Origin of the sequence: Candidatus Palauibacter sp. (assembly GCF_965208055.1) — a bacterium.
In the GTDB taxonomy this organism is placed as follows: Bacteria; Gemmatimonadota; Gemmatimonadetes; order Palauibacterales; family Palauibacteraceae; genus Palauibacter.
This window is the reverse complement of sequence record NZ_CBDBNY010000004.1, coordinates 1,206,906-1,222,294: the sequence shown is the minus strand read 5'-3', so window position 1 is coordinate 1,222,294 and position 15,389 is coordinate 1,206,906. Positions and strand designations below refer to the sequence as shown.

Below are 15,389 nucleotides of genomic sequence, written 5' to 3'. Positions count from 1 at the left end.
AGGGGTTCTGCGACTTGGTGCTGTGGCAAGCAGATTGTCGTCGCGGGGCCTCTCGCGTCGCAAGCGCACTCTGGATCGTACACCAGCGGCGAGCTCGGTCAGGATCAACCTCGGAGCACCGTTCGGCGGAGATGGTTGACCTCTGCGGTGAAGCCCATCATGAACCTTGGGAGGACTCGAGCGCCGCGCGGGACATAAGCTGTCAAGGCATCGAGGATCTCCTCCTGCGTGTAGCCCGGATCCCACAACTCGATGTCCATGTCCGGGTCCCGGGCTGCTCTTGCAAACAAGACGGCGAATTTCTCAGCTGCGACCAGGCGGCCGAACATCTCATCTGCCGGCGCTGCCGCCAACCCTTCCCACCGGGCTTGTTGATTTGCGGGTTCGCTCACGACAACTCACCTCTCTCGGAAGTGCCCCAATCTGCAGTTGATCACATGTAGTCTTCAGGCCCGTGGTTCACGTCCACGCAACCGGCGGAGTCTGGTGCGCAGGTCGTCCACGAATGCCTTCAGCGAGCTGTCGGTTTTGCCGGCGCGATAGAGGTCCATCTCGATGGTGAGGGGAAGCGCGAACTCGATGCCGCCGAGCGTCTGCGGATGTCCGCCGCCTCGGACGGCCTGCTTCAACTCATTCTTGTAGTAGCCCCGCTCACACTTCTCGGGGCCCAAGGCCGGGCGGTGGCCTACCACGGTGTGAAACGAGTCGGGATCGGCCATGAACCAGCGTTCGATATGAGGGTTCGGGCAAGCCGCCACGAGAAGATCCCGGAACTCGCTGCGAGTAGCGCTCTCGATCTCCGAGCGGGTCTGGGCAAACGCTTGGCAGTTGCTGTCGATGCTCACGACGAGCAGGTCTGGTACATCGCTTAAGTGGCCCCGATTCCACAGATCTTGGTACGTCCTGAACTCATGGATGGCGCGACCGTGGCCGCCTCGGGCCGACCGGATCCGGCAACGCGCGACCACCTTCTCCTCCCGGCCGACTCGCTCCACCAGCGGGACGAGGAACTGCTCGTGAGCCTGGTCCTCGACGAAGAGTTCGACGCGGATGACGTCACTCATCGATGAGGCCACGCATGACGAGGTTCTCGAACATCCCGTCTTCAGCCGGGTTCGTGAAAGCCGCCGCGAGCTCCATGTCCTGGAGCAGGGGTGCGTCCATGTCGAAGCGCTGGACCACGGTCTGCTGCCCCGCGCGCCGGACGTTGAACAACGCGATGTCGTCGCTCTTCCTCGATCGGGCCTCGGTGAGGATCGCGTCGCAGAGAAGGGGCGAATGGGTCGTGACCACGACCTGCCGTCCCTGATCGAGGGCGAGAGAGGTCAGCATCCTCGCGATCAGTTCGAGTCGCCGGGGATGGACCCCGTTCTCGGGTTCCTCCAGCGCCACGAGCGATCCGCCCCACGGGTTTACGACCAGAGTGCACAGTGCTAGGACCCGGAGCGTGCCTTCCGAGATGACCCTCGCCGAGTAGGCGACGCCCGCCTGCTGGATCCAGAGGTCGAGGGTACCGTGCCGCTCATCGAGCTGCACCTGCAGCACTTCGATGCTCGGTATGGTGGATCGAAGCGCGCGGTAGACAGCATCGAAGTACGCGGAATACTGAGCTCGGAGTTTGTACAGGAATGGCGCGATGTACTCACCGTGTCGCCCGATATCGAACACGTCCGCCGGCGACTGCGGTACGCGCATGGCCGTCCGAGGTTCGAGGTAATAGGTCCGCCAGTTCCACAGCTCGGTTCTGACTTGCTCCAGCCATGGATACCCGTCACCAGCGAGGCTCCGATCGGAGAGGACGGAGTGGTTCAGCCCGATGGGCTCTTGTCTCGGGTACGATGGCTTCCCTTTCCGCCGGACGTGAAGGTTCGACTGGACACGCTCGATGGCGGCCCTCGAGTTCTTCGACACGCTCCCGCTCTTCGTCAGCTGGGTTAGGAATTCGTCCGTGACGCGAAGTTCTCCGGATGTGAAGTCCATCTCGGGTTGTACGCGATACCTGTAATTTCCGCCGTTCGTCGAGACATCGGCCTGAAGCGTGAACTGGGCCGATCCCTGGTGGAAGAGCCCCGGCCAACCGTCCTCACCGAAGAAGAAGGCTTCGAACGGATAGCCCCGCAGCGACGAGAGTCCATCGGCGAGGGTCCGGGCGTTCCCGATCCAGGATAGCGCTTGGATGGCCTCGAGTATGTTGCTCTTTCCGGCGGCGTTCGATCCGAACAACACCGAGAGCTGCGGCAACTCGATCGTCACGTCGGCCAGAGACCTGAAGTTCTGGACTCTGAGTTTCCTGAGCATCACGCTCCCCTTGGAGGCCCTTCGTTCCCTGCTCGGCGGTAGCACCGCCGCCGATCCATCGAGTCGGACGGGACGGAACATAGCTTAACGACCCTGCCCGTCGCTTTGGCCGCCGACGTACTTCATCGAGAGTTCCCTCTGCGACGAACGGCAGCAAGCCCGCTCTCGTTGCGGCCGGGTGCGGTGACCCCCCGTTGGGAGCGAGAGGGTGGCCGGGATCGTGCGGAGAGCGGAGGAGGTTCTGCTGTCGACGGTCGTGCTCGGCGAACTGCCGTACGGCTTCCGCCACGGCTCGCGCTACGAGAGCCACGCCCGCGCGATGCGCGCCTTCCTCCACAACCCCTACGTCACCGTGGTGCCCGTCGGAGAGACCACCGCCGACCGGTATTCGAGAATCGCGGCGTCCTTGCGCGCAAAGGGCCGGCCCATCCCCACCAACGATATCTGGATCGCCGCCCACGCCATACAGACGGGGGCCGATCTGGTGTCGGCCGCTCGCCACTTCGAGCATGTGGACGGAATCGCCTGGCTTCGCCTCCCGGGATGAACGTGCTGTCCGGGAGCCTCCGGTGACGAACGGCGGGAGCCACGAAGGAGAGGGGCGCGGATTGCGAGAAGCCGTCAACCTAGAGTTAGGGCGCTTCACTTCCGGGCCATCGGACCGCTCGTCGTTCGAACACCGAGGCGTCCGCCCGCCACTCCGCGTAGCCGATCCGGCGATCATCGGTCAGCCAGCCGATCCTTTCGTCGAGACACGCCAGCAGGGCGCGGTCGTCGGCGTCGACGGTGAACCCTCCGTACTCGGCAAGGGAGTCGAGTGCGGTGACGACGAACGCCCCGCCGGATACATGTGCGGCTTCGCCGTTCCCGACCTCACCGCGTGCAACGGCGTCGATGGTTCCGTCCGACAGCGCAGTGAGCAGCTCTCCCTCTCCGGTCTCCCGGCCCAGGTAGACGATCTCGGGCATTCCCTCGGCAGGGGGAAGAAGCCTCGTCCTGCCCAAGAGAGCAGGCGAGACTACGGCGGCCGTGATCGTGAAGGCCCCGGTACCGTCGGCCACCAGGGTCCCCCGCGGCGTCTCCACGCGCGTCCCGGGCCGGAGCGCACCCGTGGAGTCGACGATCCCGGTGATTTCGAGCAGCCGTGCCTCCCCGGTCGTTCCGGGAAGCGCCCCGACACGCACGGCGCTGGTCAAATCCTCGTACGCCGAGATCCGGGCGGCGTCCTCGGATCGCACGAGCAGCGACTGGCGGAACGCGATGTGACCCGACGTGAAAGCCACGGCGCGTTCGCCGGCCTCGTTCACCGTCCGGGACTCAAGGATCGTGATGCCTCCGCCGGCGATGTCGTAATCGGGCGTGGCCGGCAAAAGCCAAATGCCCGGCCACTCGGCGACCGGTTGCCGCTTGAAGGAGAGCCCAGTCACCTCGACGGCGCTGAGGAGATCGGCCTCATAGCCCAGGTGCCTGCCCGAGCCGGGCGCCTGTGGGTCCGAAGACGTGTAGCTCACCGGCTCGAAGAACGGATAGAACCCCAGCGTGAGCGTCACGCCCTCGGCAGGGCATCCCGCACGACCCGGTCCGGTGGGATCGGCGCATGCGGCAACCAGCACCAGGGCGACGGCGGTGCACCCGGCGGCGTTCATCCGTCGTCGGGAATCTCTCACGTTGCACTGGTCCTCGCTGATTGCCGTTCCAACCACCCGCCGCCCGCAAATCTTTGCCGTAACCTCCCGTATGTCAACCATTTCCGTCTCGACGACACGGCGGCCCGCCCAACGAAGTGGCGACCCCTGACAGCGGGGCTTCGCGTACCCCCGGAGATGATCTACTCGCTCTTTTTCGGGCTGGTCGCCCTGCCGCCGTTCGGATACGTTGCGGCACTCCGGAAGCGAGCCCGCATTGCCCGCCGCGAAACCGAAGAATCCGAGAGTTCACGGGAGGAATTATGAAGCTGAAGCTGCTTACGTTGTTTGCCGTCGTGGCCGTTGTCGGCTGCGCCAGCGGCGACATGGTGGACCCGGATCCGCCCGCCGCGGAAGGGCCGCCCAATCTCTCCGGCACGTATAGCCTGGTGTCCGTGACCGGCGTGCTCACTCAAGGGGCGACGGTCGGACCGCCAATTGCCGCAGGGACGTTCGTGCTGTCGCAGACCCCCTCCTCAGGTGACGCGGCGACGGGTACGATGTCCCTGGACGGAACGTTCACGAACCCCTTGACCGGAGACGTCACCGCGATCATGGACTCCGGGACGTACACCGTTCGTGCGGACGGGAGTTGGGAGCAGACGGGCCAGACAGGACCGGCCAGCGGCACGTACACCGTGGCGGGTAACGTCCTCACCGTCATGGTGACCGAACCGGCAGCAGCTGTTTCGACGACGGTCTGGCAGCGGCAGTAGCTGCCGGCCGGAAACCGGCACGCACGAGTGCGGCAACGCCTTATGTGAGCGCCTCCTGCTGGACAAGGCCTTTGGGGGAGAAAGCATGATGACACGATGCGGAGGCAAGGTTGCGGCCTTATTCGCCGTGGGAACGGCGCTGTCCTGTTCCGGAGAGAGCGCGCCGGGTGAGACCGGGCTCCGTTTCTCCCCGGACCGCCCGCTCGCGGGCGACGAGGTCACGGTCAGCTATGCGCCGCTCGGGACGCTGGCCGCGGATTCGGAGCTTGTGTTGCGCGGCACGTACGGAACCGCCGACTCCGACGTTCGGCTCGAGGAGCGGCTGCTCACGATCCCGCGCATGACCCGAGGATCCGGCGGCGCCTTCACGACGCGGTTCACGCTGCCGGAGGCCGCGGTCTACGCTGCTTTCGTGGTGGAGGACGCGACGGGCGAGCGGCTCGACGCGAACGGCGGCCGACTCTTCGATCTCCTCGTGCACGGCCCGGACGACAGACCGCTCTATCATGCGTTCAGGCGGCGGGCCGACGAGTTCGAGGATCGGAACGTGCACACGTCGCTGGAGGCGCTTCGCCGAGCGATGGAGCTGTATCCGGATTCGCTCGACGGGTGGAGCGAGCTTCGCTCCCTCGAGAGATCCGCCCTGGGGTCGACCACGGGCGACAGCCTCTTCGCGTGGCATCAGGAGAACTTCGCCGGGCTCCACCAACGCTTCAGGGTTGAGGGAGACCTCTCGCCGTCGGCGATCGAGGGGCTCGCCAGCTACGCCGCCGCCGTGCGCGACGAGGAGGGCGCCGCCCACTGGGAGGCGGCGGCCGAACGGACGGTGGGCACGGACGCCTGGGCCATGGACATCGGATGGAGCATCCTGGACCGGTTGGAGGCCGACGGTGACACGGCGGCGGCGCTGGCCGACTTCGAGCGGCACTGGCCGGACGCCCGCGGGACGGCGACCCCGTTTGAGCCGTTCGCCTTTGAACTCGCCCTGGATGCGAGGGACCTCGTCGTATTGGATCGATGGATCGAGCGTTTGTTCCCGTATCGGATCTTGGGGTTGGCGCTGCCCCGCATGATTGCCGTGATCCCGGAGCGCCGCGCGCGCGCCGTGGAACTCGCGAAGGTGCGGTACGAGTTTCACGACCCGGTGCGCCCGCTGGGACGTACCGCGGAGGAGCACGCTCAATCGGTCGCCGCCGAGCGCGCCCCCCTGTTGAAGGACTACGCCAGGTTCCTCAACGAATACGCGAGCCCGGCTGAGGCGCTGGAGATCGTCGAGGAGGCGACGACCCGATCGGCGAGCCCGGATCTGTTCGAGATTCTCGGCGAACTGAAGCTGAACGCCGGCGATGTTGAGGGCGCTGCGCGCGCCTACGCGGCGCTGGCCTCCGATCCCAGCGTGTCCCGGGAACGGGCCGACTCGCTCGCCATGCTCGTCGGACACGACCCGGACAGTCCGGAGTGGCGGGCCCTGCTCGAGGCGGGCACGGGGCAGGCGTTGCGGCACGTCCTGTCGGCGGCCGTCGAATGGACGCCGGGCGAGGCCTGGGTAACGGACGCCGGCGGAAACCGGCACTCCCTGGCCGACCTGACCGCGGGCAAGCCCACGGTGCTCATCTTCTGGGCGCGGTGGTGCCCGCCGTGCGTCCAGAAGATCCCGGACGTGGTGCGTCTACAGGAGACAATGGATCGCTTGGGCGCGCAGGTGCTGTCCATCGCATGGCGCGATCCGCCCGGGGCGTCGATGGAGGCGTTCATGGAAGAGCGGGGAATCACCTATCCCGTCTACTACGACCTCGACGACGCCGCGACAAGCGCGTTCGGTGTGTACGCGATCCAGGCGAACTTCGTCCTCGACGCCGAGGGCCGCGTACGCTTCGAGCGCTCCGAACTCGTCGACGTCCCCAGGCAGGTGGGTGTCTTGAGACCGGAAAGCGTGGAGCCCGACGCATGAAGAGGCCACGCTCCGTTGAGGCGAACAGCATGTATTCAAGGTTCATGATCCTGTCGGCGGTTCTCGGCCTCACCGCGGCTCCGCTCGCCGCTCAGACGGATCTCGGGTTTCGTGCGGGTGTGGGGCTCGCACGGATGGACTTCAGCGGCGTCGCCTACGCACCGTGTCCCCCCGAGACGGATTGCCACAGCGCGCCCGATGACTGGAGCCTCTCGCCCCTGATATCGGCTGATGTGCGGCACGCCACGGGGGTGCTGAGCTTTCGGGTCAGCTTCACCTACGCCGTGAAGGGCGGCGCCGGGTCCGGCGGACGGTATGCCAACGGGACGCCGTCGTCGGGCACGCAACGGCTACACTTCCTGCAGTTCTCGCCGCTCCTCGAAGCCAACATGCCCTGGGATGCGCGAGGCCGTTTCGCCGTCTCCTTGCTGTTCGGCCCGTGGGCGGCGCTACGGGTCGGATGCTCGGTGGCCGGCGCATTGGCCGCAGGCTGCTACACGGATGAAATGCCCGATGCGGGAGTGGCCTTCGGCGGCGGAATCCACTACACGGTGGCAAGCACGCTCACGATCACAGCGGAGTCGATCTATCATTGGGGGCTGGTGCCGAACGCTGGCGGTGGACTGACGCGGCTCGTCGCAGTGCAGGTAGGCGCCACGATCCATTAGCTCCCGCAGCTCCTGCGGGAGGTTCCGAGAAGGCTGGTGGGAAGCTGCCCCGTCAGATCGTTGTGGGAGAGTCGGGCCGCAAGCTGGCGCCTGGTGCCTTGCGGCCCCGATCTCTCCCCGCGAGCCTCCCGTGAATCGGTCGGTCCAGCGGCGGGAGAGGGTCCGTGAACGCTTCGTGAGAATCGGCCAGTGACCAAGGTCAGGAGTTTGCATGCCGAACCACACCGATCCAACGGACGCCGCCACCGCGTCGGACTGGGACGCGGCGACCCTGCGCGCGGCGCTCGCGAAAGCGGCGGAATGGACGGTCGACTACCGGAGCCACGTCGAGGAACGGCCGGTCTTTCCCGCCATCGCGCCGGGCGACGTGCGCCGCGCGCTCGCGGAGGCGCCGCCGCGCGCCCCGGAGTCCTTCGAGCGGGTGCTGGCCGACTTCGACGAGCACGTCGTCTCCGGTCTAACCCACTGGAACCATCCGGGTTTCCTCGCCTATTTCTCGAGTTCCACGCGGGCGCCGAGCATCGTGGCGGAACTCCTGGTCGCCGCCGTCGGCGTGAACGCAATGCTGTGGCGAACCTCGCCTGCCGCGACCGAAGTCGAACGAACCGCGGTCGACTGGCTGCGGCAGGCCGTCGGTCTACCGGATTCCTTCTCGGGAGTCATCTTCGACACCGCTTCGACTGGAACCTTCACGGCCCTTCTCGCCGCCCGCGAGCGCGCCGGGGCCGGGGTTCGGGATGAAGGTCTCGTGGGAGGACCCGCCCTCGCGGTCTACACCTCCGAGCAGTCCCACTCGTCGGTGGAGAAGGCGGCCATGGCTGCCGGACTCGGTCGCCGCTCCGTCCGCCGCATCGAGACGGACGCCGCCTTCCGCATGCGTCCGGATGCGCTCGAAGCGGCCATCGCCGCGGACCTCGAGGCCGGGATTCGGCCGGCCATGGTGTGCGCGACAGTCGGCACCACCTCGACGGCAAGCGTCGATCCGGTCTCGGCCCTCCAGTCGATCGCCGAACGCTACGGCGTGTGGCTGCACGTGGATGCCGCCTACGCGGGGCCGGCGGCCATAGTGCCCGAACAGCGGGCGCACTTCCGCGGCTGGGAGGCGGCGGACTCCATCGTCCTCAACCCCCACAAGTGGCTCGGAACCTCACTCGACTGTTCGGTGCTTCTGTATCGCGATGTGGCTCCCTTCCGGGCTTCACTCGCGCTGACGCCGACCTACCTCGAATCCGAGGACGACGAGACGGACCTCATGGACGTCGGCCTGGCGCTCGGGCGCCGCTTCCGCGGCCTCAAGCTATGGGTGCTGTTCCGCTGTGTCGGGACGGACGGTCTGGCGGAGACCATGCGCCGGCATATCGCGATGGCCGAAGCGGCCGCGGCGCGGCTCGTCGAGGGCGGCGTGTTCGAGCTCGCGGCGCCCGTCTCCTTCAGCACCGTCTGCTTTCGTGCCGCGCGGGAAGGCGATGCGGCGGGAGAGGAGCGGTTGAACCGCGAGATTATCGCCCGGGTCAACGCGAGCGGACGCTCGTTTCTCTCGCACACGGAACTGGATGGCCGCTATACCGTACGGTTGTCCGTCGGGAGTGTTCACACGGAGGAGCGCCACCTGGACGAAGCGCTCGAAGCGCTCCATCGGGCCGCTGCCGACCTCTCACCGGGCGAACCCTGATCGCGTGCGGCACCGGAGCTCCTCGAGCGAGTACCTGAGGGGCGTCAATTTCAACGGTTACGGGGCGGGCATGCGGTAGCCGACCCCGCGCTCGTTCACGATGTAGGCCGCCCGGGATCCGTCCTCGCCCAGCTTCCGGCGGAGCGTCTGCACGACGGCGTGCACCAGCTTCGGCTTGACGTGGCCGGGATGCCTGGTCCACGCCCGCCGGAGCAGCGATCGATAGGTCGAGACCCGCCCCGCGTTCACCGACAACACGCGCAGCACCTCGTACTCGGTGGCCGTCAACTTGACGGTGCGGCCGGACACGGTCACCCGGCGCCGATCGTAGTCGACGGATAGCGCGTCGAGCTCGAACCGCGCGGGCTCGGCACGGCCCCGCAGGGCCGCACCGACCCTTGCCGTCAGCTCCGTGGGCGAGAACGGCTTGACGATGTAGTCGGCGGCTCCGGCTTGAAGCGCCCTGGCGATCGTTTCGTCGCGTCCGTAGGCGGAGATGAAGACGACCGGCAGATCGGCGAGCTCCGGAACCTGCTCCATCAGCTTGATGCCGTCCGTTTCGGGCAGCATCAGGTCGAGCAGGACGAGGTGGGGTTTCTCGGCGCGGATCAGGCTGGACAACTCCCGGTGATCGCCTGTGGAGAGGGTGGTGTAGCCGGCCGCGCGGAGCACGTCGCGGACGTAGCGAAGCACCTCCGGATCGTCGTCCACCACGAGGACCGTCACCGGCTCCCGGCCCCGATGGTGCGCGACCCCCCGACCTCGCGGCCGAGGCGCCGCCTCGCGGGGCGACGCGGCCTCTTCCGCCACCGGGACCGTGAAGGTGAACCGGGCGCCCCGGCCCTCTCCGGCGCTCTCGGCCCGGATGCGCCCGCCGTGGGCTTCGACCAGCCCCTTGCAGATGGCCAGGCCGAGACCGCTGCCGGGACCGCGAGTTCCCTCGCCGCCGCCGGCGTACTTCTTGAACAGGTGCGGGAGCTGCTCCGGCGAAATGCCCCGGCCGCTGTCGGAGACCGAAATCGCCACGCGGGCGCCATCGCGGCGGGCGTCAACCCGGATGGGCGACGACGCGGCGGAGTGCCGAGCCGCGTTCAGGAAAAGGTTGCTCAGGATCTGGACGACGCGCTCCCGGTCGGCCATCACGCGGGGCAGATCCGCGGGAAGGTCGACGGCGATCGCGTGCCCGCTGCCGCCGCTGAGGAAGCTCGTCCTCGCCGAGTCCACCATCACCGCCACGTCCCAGGGTTCGGGCGAGACCGACAGTGTGCCCGTCGCGATGCGCCCCGCATCCAGCAGGTCCCGGATCAGACCGCTCATCCGGGCAGCCTGCTCGTCTATGATGCGGAAGAACTGCATCATTTCGGCCCGGGCGAATCCCGGCTCGGCGGAGAGCACCGCGCCCGTCGAGCCCTGGATCGAGGTCAGCGGCGTGCGCAACTCGTGACTCACGATCGCCAGGAACTCGGTCCGCATCCGCTCGAGCTCCTCGAAGGGCGCCAGGTCCTGCATCGTGACCATGACCGACTCGACTTCACCGTCCGGCGCATGAATCGGCGTCGCGTTGATCAGCGTCCTCACGCTCCGGCCATCGGGCACCGAGATCTCGATCGCCTCGGCGCGAACCGTTTCACCGCGGCCCAGGTGCCGTGCGAGCGGGAAGTCCTTCAGGGCGACCTCGCTCCCGTCGGCCCGCCGGCAGGCGACAAGCTCGACCAGCTGCTCGACGGAGCGGTCCGCGACCTGCAGGCCTTCAACGATCCGTTTCGCCTCGCGGTTGATCGACACGACACCGCCCGTCCTGGCGTCCAGGACCACCACGCCGACCGGTGACGTGTCGACCAGGGCGTCCAGCCTGGCCCGGGCCCGTTGTTCGTCCCGGTAGGCCCGCGCGTTGGCGATCGCCGTGCCCGCGTGCGACGCGAACAGCGGCAGCACCTCGTCGTCCCCGTCCGTGAACTCCCCCCCGCCCTCCTTGTCGAAGACGAAGAGATAGCCGACGCGCACGCCGCGGCAATCGATCCGCGTGCCCCGCGCGGTGCTGTAGGGCAGTACGCCCGGCCCGAACCCGTGGCGTCGGAGGTAGTCGGGTATGTCGTCGAAGTTCAGTGCCCCCGGGAGCCGCGCCAGATGCTCGAACAGCCGCGGACCATCGGCCCAGTCCTCCAGGTGACGGTGCTCGGCCGCCGTGATGCCGGAGCCGACGAATCGCAGGGGCCTGCCCGCCTCGTCGACCGTCGTGATCAGCCCGTGGCGCGCGCCGGTCAGTAAGCGGGCGCCGTCGACGGCCTCCTGCAGCACGGCGTCGGGATCAAGGCTCGCGCTTATGCGCACGGCGGCACGGCTCAACTCGGATACGCGCCGCTCCAGCGCCTCGATCCGGAGCCCCAACGTCGCGGAGTCGTCTGTCATCGCTCATCGCTCCCCGGGCTTTGCGCCCGCAAGCGGCGCGGACCCGCCCGAAGTCATCGCCAAACGCTCGCCAAAATAGCTCAATCTCTCGCCCAAAAATCGGATTTCAAGTCGTAACATACGAGATGAGTTGGATCCTTCCATACCTTCTCCTCTGGGCGGCGCTGGCGGCCTCCATGACGAATTTCCGCTTCGTCTGGTGGTTCCTCATGATTCTCTCCGTCGCCGCCGCGGTGGACGCCGGTATCGTCGAATGGGCGGGGCTCGCGGCACTGGCGATCCTCGCGGGAGCCTGCTTCGCGGCGGTTCGGGCCCCTGGGGTTCTCCGTGCCTTGGCGTGGGCCGTCGTCGTGATCCTCGCCGCCGCCCTGGCCACCAATCAGGTACCGGGCATCCACAATATCCCGGTCCTGGACGGGGTGGCGGTGTCGGCTTCCTCGGCGGACTTCACGCTGTTCTGGAACTACGACAAGGGATTTGCGGGCATCCTGCTCTACGCAGTGTTCGTCCAGCCGCAGAAGAAGGCGCGCTGGAATCGCGCGATCGCCGTCACCGGCACAGTCTTCATTCTGACGCTGGTCTCGGTGGCCGCGGCAGGGACGGCGATGGGGTACATCGCCTGGGATCCGAAGTGGCCCGCGATCCTCGCCGTGTGGGTGCCGTCCAATCTGCTTCTTACGTGCGTCTCCGAGGAGACGTTCTTCCGCGGGATCCTGCAACGGCGGGCGCGGAGATTTCTGCGTGGCAGGGTACCGTCGCCGGCGCTTGTGGCACTCCTCGTCGGCGCCGTGGCGTTCGGCGTCGTGCACGCTGCGGGCGGGGCCGCATATGTGCTGCTGGCCACGCTCGCGGGGATCGGATACGGCGCAGCCTATCATCTCACCGGGCGTGTCGAGGCCGGCATCGCGGTGCACTTCCTCGTCAACCTGTCGCATCTGTTCCTGTTCACCTATCCGTTCGCCGCGGCGGCATGAAGAAGGTCCGGCGGGTGCGCGGAGGGCTGGCGCAGCGGATCAGCGATGCGTCGGAACCTTTCCCCCTCACCCCGCTCGGCCGGGACATCGCGAAGAGCGCCTGACGCGCCGAGCGACACCGCGGTCGCAACCGCGGCGCGGGGCCCCGCGCGACGTCATCGCCAAATGCTCGCCGAAACGGCCCAATCTCTCGCCCAAAGATCGGATTCCAAGTCGTAACATACGTGTCTTGCCACCGCCGAAAGGAAGAACGCGATGAGAAGTTCAAGACTCGTAACCGTGCTGGTACTCATGACGCTTGTAAGCGGCTGCTACAAAGCGACCGTGCGAACGGGGATCGCCCCCGGCCCGGACCGGGTAGATCACTCAATGGCATCGGCGTACATCAACGGGCTCGTTCCGCCCGGGGATGTGGACGGCGAGGAGGATTGCGGAGAGCGGGGCGTCGCCGCCGTGGAGACGCAGCTCTCGTTTCTCAACCAGCTTGTCGGGTTCCTCACGCTCGGCATCTACACTCCGATGTCGATCACCGTCATCTGTGGCGAAGGATCCTCCGACGAGGAGGAGGCGGATGACGATACGCAGGGGCAGACGATTACCGGAAAGGACGGGTGATGAACCGCCGTTCCAGCTCAAGGGCAGCGATTGGCCTTCTGTTCCTTCTCTCCGCCTGCGCGGCGCCGGCGACGCGCCCTCCGCAGGTGTCGCCCGGAGCCGTCGCGGCCGAGGAGGCCATCCAGCGCCGATTCGTGATCGAGGAACTGGCGAGATCCCAGCGCCGACTGGACGATATCGGGTTCCCGCTGCTGCTCGCCGCGACGCCGTTGTGCCGCGACCAGACCACCGAGACGATCGGCGTCCGGGCGCGAACCATCGACAACTACGCCGATGGATTCGCCGGGGCCGCAGCGGTCGCTCTCTCCCTGACCGACACCCTGACGGTCCTCGGCGTCGCGAAGGGGTCTCCCGCCAGCGAAGCTGGACTGGCTCCCGGCGACAGGGTGCTGCGGACCGATGGCCGACCCCTTCCCCGGGGGGCAGGGGCAGCCGAGGCCTTTTCCGACGCCATCGCGAGCTCCGAAGCGGCACGCGTGCGACTGGAGGTGAAGCGCGGCGGATCGTTGTTGACGGTCGAGGCGACGCCGGTGACCGCCTGCAACTACGATCTGGTCGTAACGGCGGAAGGCGACATCAACGCCTACGCGGACGGAGAACGGGTGATAGTACCGTGGCCGATGATGCGGTTCGCCGACGACGAGGAGCTGACCGCCATCGTCGGGCACGAGATCGCCCACAACGCCATGGGACACAGCGACGCGCGCATCCAGAACCTCATTCTGGGGGGGTTGCTGGGTGCAGTGCTCGATGTCGCTTCGGGCGGGGATGTCGACGCGGACAGTAGCGCCACGCTCGAGTTCATGGAGGCCGCCGCCGAAGCATACTCGCAGGACTTCGAGCGGGAGGCGGACTATGTGGGCGCGTACATCGTGGCGAGAGCCGGACATCCGCTGGAGGGAGTGCCCGGCATCTGGCGCAAGTTCGCGAGCATCAGCCCGAGCGCGATTTCGTATGCCGGCACGCATCCCACTACGGCCGAGCGCTTCGTGCGCCTGGGCGAGATCATCGAGGAAATTGAGGCCAAGATTCGCGCCGGGGAGGAGCTGCTCCCGGAGTTCGCGCGCCAGTGAGTAACGCGATTGCGGGTGCGACGATCGCGAAGAACGGCCAGTTCCCGGTTGCTTCGTCTAATCGGTGAGCGAACCCCGGGCTGGTGCATGATGAAGAACGATCTGCACGAAATAGGAAAGAGGGTGCTGGCGTCCCAACCGTTCAGCGTCCTGCTCGGTGCCGAGTTGCTCAGTCTGGCGGCGGGATTGGCGGTGATCCGGGTGCCGGTCACGCCGGACGTAAGGCAGCAACACGGCCACGTTCACGGCGGCGTACTGAGCTACGCAGCGGACAACGCCTTGGCGTTTGCGGGCGGTAGCGTACTCGGCCCCGGCGTGGTCACGTCCGAGTTCAAGATCAACTACTTGCGTCCCGCGGCGGGAGATTCCCTGGTCGCGCGGGCCGGCGTGGTCCATCATGGCAGGCGGCAAGCCGTGTGCCGCTGTGACATCTTCGCGGCATCCGGCCGTTCCGAGACTCTGTGCGCCACCGCTCAAGGGACGATTCGTAAAGTGAGCTCATCGGTCTCCCCGGACTAGAGAAGCTGATGCTCGTCGAACCCCGCGGCGTCGTAAACACCGGCGATGAATGCGGCGACCTCACCGCCGACTCGAACGTCTGGATCTGAGGGTTGGCGATCAGAGGTCGGGAGCGAACACGGCCTCCAGATCGATCACGCCCACCGCTTCGGCTCCGAGCCTGACCGGTAGGGTTCCCGTGAAGCGCTCGTGCGCAGGTTGCTCCCCGAATCGCCACACGTCGATGGCGTTCTCGTCCGGATCGACGATCCAGTACTCGCCCACGCCCTGCCGTTCGTAGAGCCGGAGCTTGATGGTGCGATCGCGGATCGCCGTCGAAGGGGAGAGGATCTCCATTACGAGGTCGGGTGCCCCGACGATCCCGGCCTCCCCGATAATCCCCCGACGCTCGTTGGACACGAACATGAGGTCCGGCTGAACGCCCTCGCCCGTCGCCGGGAACTCGACGCCCACGGGCGCCCAGAACAGTTCTCCGTACTCCGGCTTGTGGAGGAGGGGCTTGAAGGCGTCGTAGAGCGCCCTCGTGAGACGGTGGTGACGGATCGACGGTGCAGGCGTCATGTACAGGTCGCCCTCGATCGCCTCGTAGCGATTGCCATCGTCCGGCATCTGCTGGACGTCCTGCCAGGTGATCGAGGGTAGCGGCATGGTCGGCACATCATAGCTCCGGGCGGGAATCGTCTCCAAGTCCAACTCCACCATGCCGAGCGCCATCATCCGGCCTTCAACAACACCTGCGACCGGCAAAGGGCGGTCTTGTCAGCCGGGGTTTCCCGGCGCACCGTGCGTTCCGGCACATTCTCGGCATC

The 15,389-nt window shown here is 67.1% G+C and carries 16 protein-coding genes; 10 read left to right on the top strand and 6 right to left on the bottom strand.

Going from position 1 to position 15,389, the window contains the following annotated elements; all coding sequences use genetic code 11:
* Positions 1-104: 104 nt before the first annotated feature.
* On the bottom strand, positions 105-392 hold the full coding sequence (locus tag ACOGXI_RS05600; protein ID WP_419937900.1) for a hypothetical protein: 288 nt from the start codon (positions 390-392) through the stop codon (positions 105-107).
* Between the two features lie 54 nt (positions 393-446).
* Complete coding sequence (locus tag ACOGXI_RS05595; protein WP_419937899.1) at positions 447-845, bottom strand: hypothetical protein; 399 nt, start codon at positions 843-845, stop codon at positions 447-449.
* Positions 846-893: 48 nt separating this feature from the next.
* Between ACOGXI_RS05595 and ACOGXI_RS05590 the strand changes: the two genes are divergently transcribed.
* Entirely contained in the window at positions 894-1,070 is a 177-nt protein-coding gene (locus tag ACOGXI_RS05590; protein ID WP_419937898.1) for a hypothetical protein, read from the top strand.
* On the opposite strand, the gene ACOGXI_RS05585 is transcribed toward ACOGXI_RS05590, so the two are convergent.
* Positions 1,057-2,298 (bottom strand): AAA family ATPase, encoded by a 1,242-nt coding sequence (locus tag ACOGXI_RS05585; protein WP_419937897.1) that lies wholly within the window; start codon positions 2,296-2,298, stop codon positions 1,057-1,059. The genes ACOGXI_RS05590 and ACOGXI_RS05585 overlap by 14 nt on opposite strands.
* A gap of 208 nt (positions 2,299-2,506) precedes the next feature.
* On the opposite strand from ACOGXI_RS05585, the gene ACOGXI_RS05580 reads away from it, so the two are divergent.
* On the top strand, positions 2,507-2,845 hold the full coding sequence (locus tag ACOGXI_RS05580; RefSeq protein WP_419937896.1) for a type II toxin-antitoxin system VapC family toxin: 339 nt from the start codon (positions 2,507-2,509) through the stop codon (positions 2,843-2,845).
* Positions 2,846-2,930: 85 nt separating this feature from the next.
* On the opposite strand, the gene ACOGXI_RS05575 is transcribed toward ACOGXI_RS05580, so the two are convergent.
* A complete protein-coding gene (locus ACOGXI_RS05575; RefSeq protein ID WP_419937895.1) occupies positions 2,931-4,046 on the bottom strand; it encodes a hypothetical protein in 1,116 nt (371 codons plus the stop codon).
* A gap of 200 nt (positions 4,047-4,246) precedes the next feature.
* On the opposite strand from ACOGXI_RS05575, the gene ACOGXI_RS05570 reads away from it, so the two are divergent.
* The 4 genes from ACOGXI_RS05570 (at position 4,247) to ACOGXI_RS05555 (ending at position 8,990) form a co-directional block, all read left to right on the top strand.
* Positions 4,247-4,699 (top strand): hypothetical protein, encoded by a 453-nt coding sequence (locus ACOGXI_RS05570; protein WP_419937894.1) that lies wholly within the window; start codon positions 4,247-4,249, stop codon positions 4,697-4,699.
* An 85-nt stretch (positions 4,700-4,784) separates the two neighbouring features.
* Entirely contained in the window at positions 4,785-6,650 is a 1,866-nt protein-coding gene (locus ACOGXI_RS05565) for a peroxiredoxin family protein (RefSeq protein ID WP_419937893.1), read from the top strand.
* 29 nt (positions 6,651-6,679) lie between these two features.
* Positions 6,680-7,318: a hypothetical protein gene (locus ACOGXI_RS05560; protein WP_419937892.1), complete on the top strand. Its 639-nt coding sequence runs from the start codon at positions 6,680-6,682 to the stop codon at positions 7,316-7,318.
* A 211-nt stretch (positions 7,319-7,529) separates the two neighbouring features.
* Positions 7,530-8,990 (top strand): pyridoxal phosphate-dependent decarboxylase family protein, encoded by a 1,461-nt coding sequence (locus ACOGXI_RS05555; protein WP_419937891.1) that lies wholly within the window; start codon positions 7,530-7,532, stop codon positions 8,988-8,990.
* 57 nt (positions 8,991-9,047) lie between these two features.
* Here ACOGXI_RS05555 and ACOGXI_RS05550 read toward each other — a convergent pair whose 3' ends face one another.
* Complete coding sequence (locus ACOGXI_RS05550; RefSeq protein WP_419937890.1) at positions 9,048-11,399, bottom strand: ATP-binding protein; 2,352 nt, start codon at positions 11,397-11,399, stop codon at positions 9,048-9,050.
* A 125-nt stretch (positions 11,400-11,524) separates the two neighbouring features.
* Here ACOGXI_RS05550 and ACOGXI_RS05545 point away from each other — a divergent pair, with 125 nt between their 5' ends.
* From ACOGXI_RS05545 to ACOGXI_RS05530, 4 genes are all read left to right on the top strand, one after another.
* Positions 11,525-12,373 carry a CPBP family intramembrane glutamic endopeptidase gene (locus ACOGXI_RS05545; protein WP_419937889.1) on the top strand — a complete coding sequence of 283 codons (849 nt, stop codon included), beginning with the start codon at positions 11,525-11,527 and terminating at the stop codon, positions 12,371-12,373.
* A gap of 255 nt (positions 12,374-12,628) precedes the next feature.
* Positions 12,629-12,988, top strand: coding sequence for a Bor family protein (locus tag ACOGXI_RS05540; RefSeq protein WP_419937888.1), 360 nt, complete (start codon positions 12,629-12,631; stop codon positions 12,986-12,988).
* The gene (locus ACOGXI_RS05535; RefSeq protein WP_419937887.1) at positions 12,988-14,061 is read left to right on the top strand and encodes a M48 family metalloprotease; all 1,074 of its coding nucleotides are present in this window, start codon (positions 12,988-12,990) and stop codon (positions 14,059-14,061) included. The genes ACOGXI_RS05540 and ACOGXI_RS05535 overlap by 1 nt, the downstream gene beginning before the upstream one ends.
* Before the next feature lie 87 nt (positions 14,062-14,148).
* Positions 14,149-14,580, top strand: a complete 432-nt coding sequence (locus ACOGXI_RS05530) for a PaaI family thioesterase (RefSeq protein WP_419937886.1) — start codon at positions 14,149-14,151, stop codon at positions 14,578-14,580.
* Positions 14,581-14,679: 99 nt separating this feature from the next.
* On the opposite strand, the gene ACOGXI_RS05525 is transcribed toward ACOGXI_RS05530, so the two are convergent.
* Entirely contained in the window at positions 14,680-15,297 is a 618-nt protein-coding gene (locus tag ACOGXI_RS05525; RefSeq protein WP_419937885.1) for a Uma2 family endonuclease, read from the bottom strand.
* Between the last annotated feature and the right edge of the window lie 92 nt (positions 15,298-15,389).

Bases quoted from the DNA above. Each gene is read 5' to 3' on its own strand.
- ACOGXI_RS05585 (WP_419937897.1), bottom strand. From the start codon at position 2,298: ATGCTCAGGAAACTCAGAGTCCAGAACTTCAGGTCTCTGGCCGACGTG.
- ACOGXI_RS05575 (WP_419937895.1), bottom strand. From the start codon at position 4,046: ATGGTTGACATACGGGAGGTTACGGCAAAGATTTGCGGGCGGCGGGTG.
- ACOGXI_RS05570 (WP_419937894.1), top strand. From the start codon at position 4,247: ATGAAGCTGAAGCTGCTTACGTTGTTTGCCGTCGTGGCCGTTGTCGGC.
- ACOGXI_RS05565 (WP_419937893.1), top strand. From the start codon at position 4,785: ATGATGACACGATGCGGAGGCAAGGTTGCGGCCTTATTCGCCGTGGGA.
- ACOGXI_RS05560 (WP_419937892.1), top strand. From the start codon at position 6,680: ATGTATTCAAGGTTCATGATCCTGTCGGCGGTTCTCGGCCTCACCGCG.
- ACOGXI_RS05555 (WP_419937891.1), top strand. From the start codon at position 7,530: ATGCCGAACCACACCGATCCAACGGACGCCGCCACCGCGTCGGACTGG.
- ACOGXI_RS05550 (WP_419937890.1), bottom strand. From the start codon at position 11,399: ATGACAGACGACTCCGCGACGTTGGGGCTCCGGATCGAGGCGCTGGAG.
- ACOGXI_RS05545 (WP_419937889.1), top strand. From the start codon at position 11,525: ATGAGTTGGATCCTTCCATACCTTCTCCTCTGGGCGGCGCTGGCGGCC.
- ACOGXI_RS05540 (WP_419937888.1), top strand. From the start codon at position 12,629: ATGAGAAGTTCAAGACTCGTAACCGTGCTGGTACTCATGACGCTTGTA.
- ACOGXI_RS05535 (WP_419937887.1), top strand. From the start codon at position 12,988: ATGAACCGCCGTTCCAGCTCAAGGGCAGCGATTGGCCTTCTGTTCCTT.
- ACOGXI_RS05530 (WP_419937886.1), top strand. From the start codon at position 14,149: ATGATGAAGAACGATCTGCACGAAATAGGAAAGAGGGTGCTGGCGTCC.
- ACOGXI_RS05525 (WP_419937885.1), bottom strand. From the start codon at position 15,297: ATGATGGCGCTCGGCATGGTGGAGTTGGACTTGGAGACGATTCCCGCC.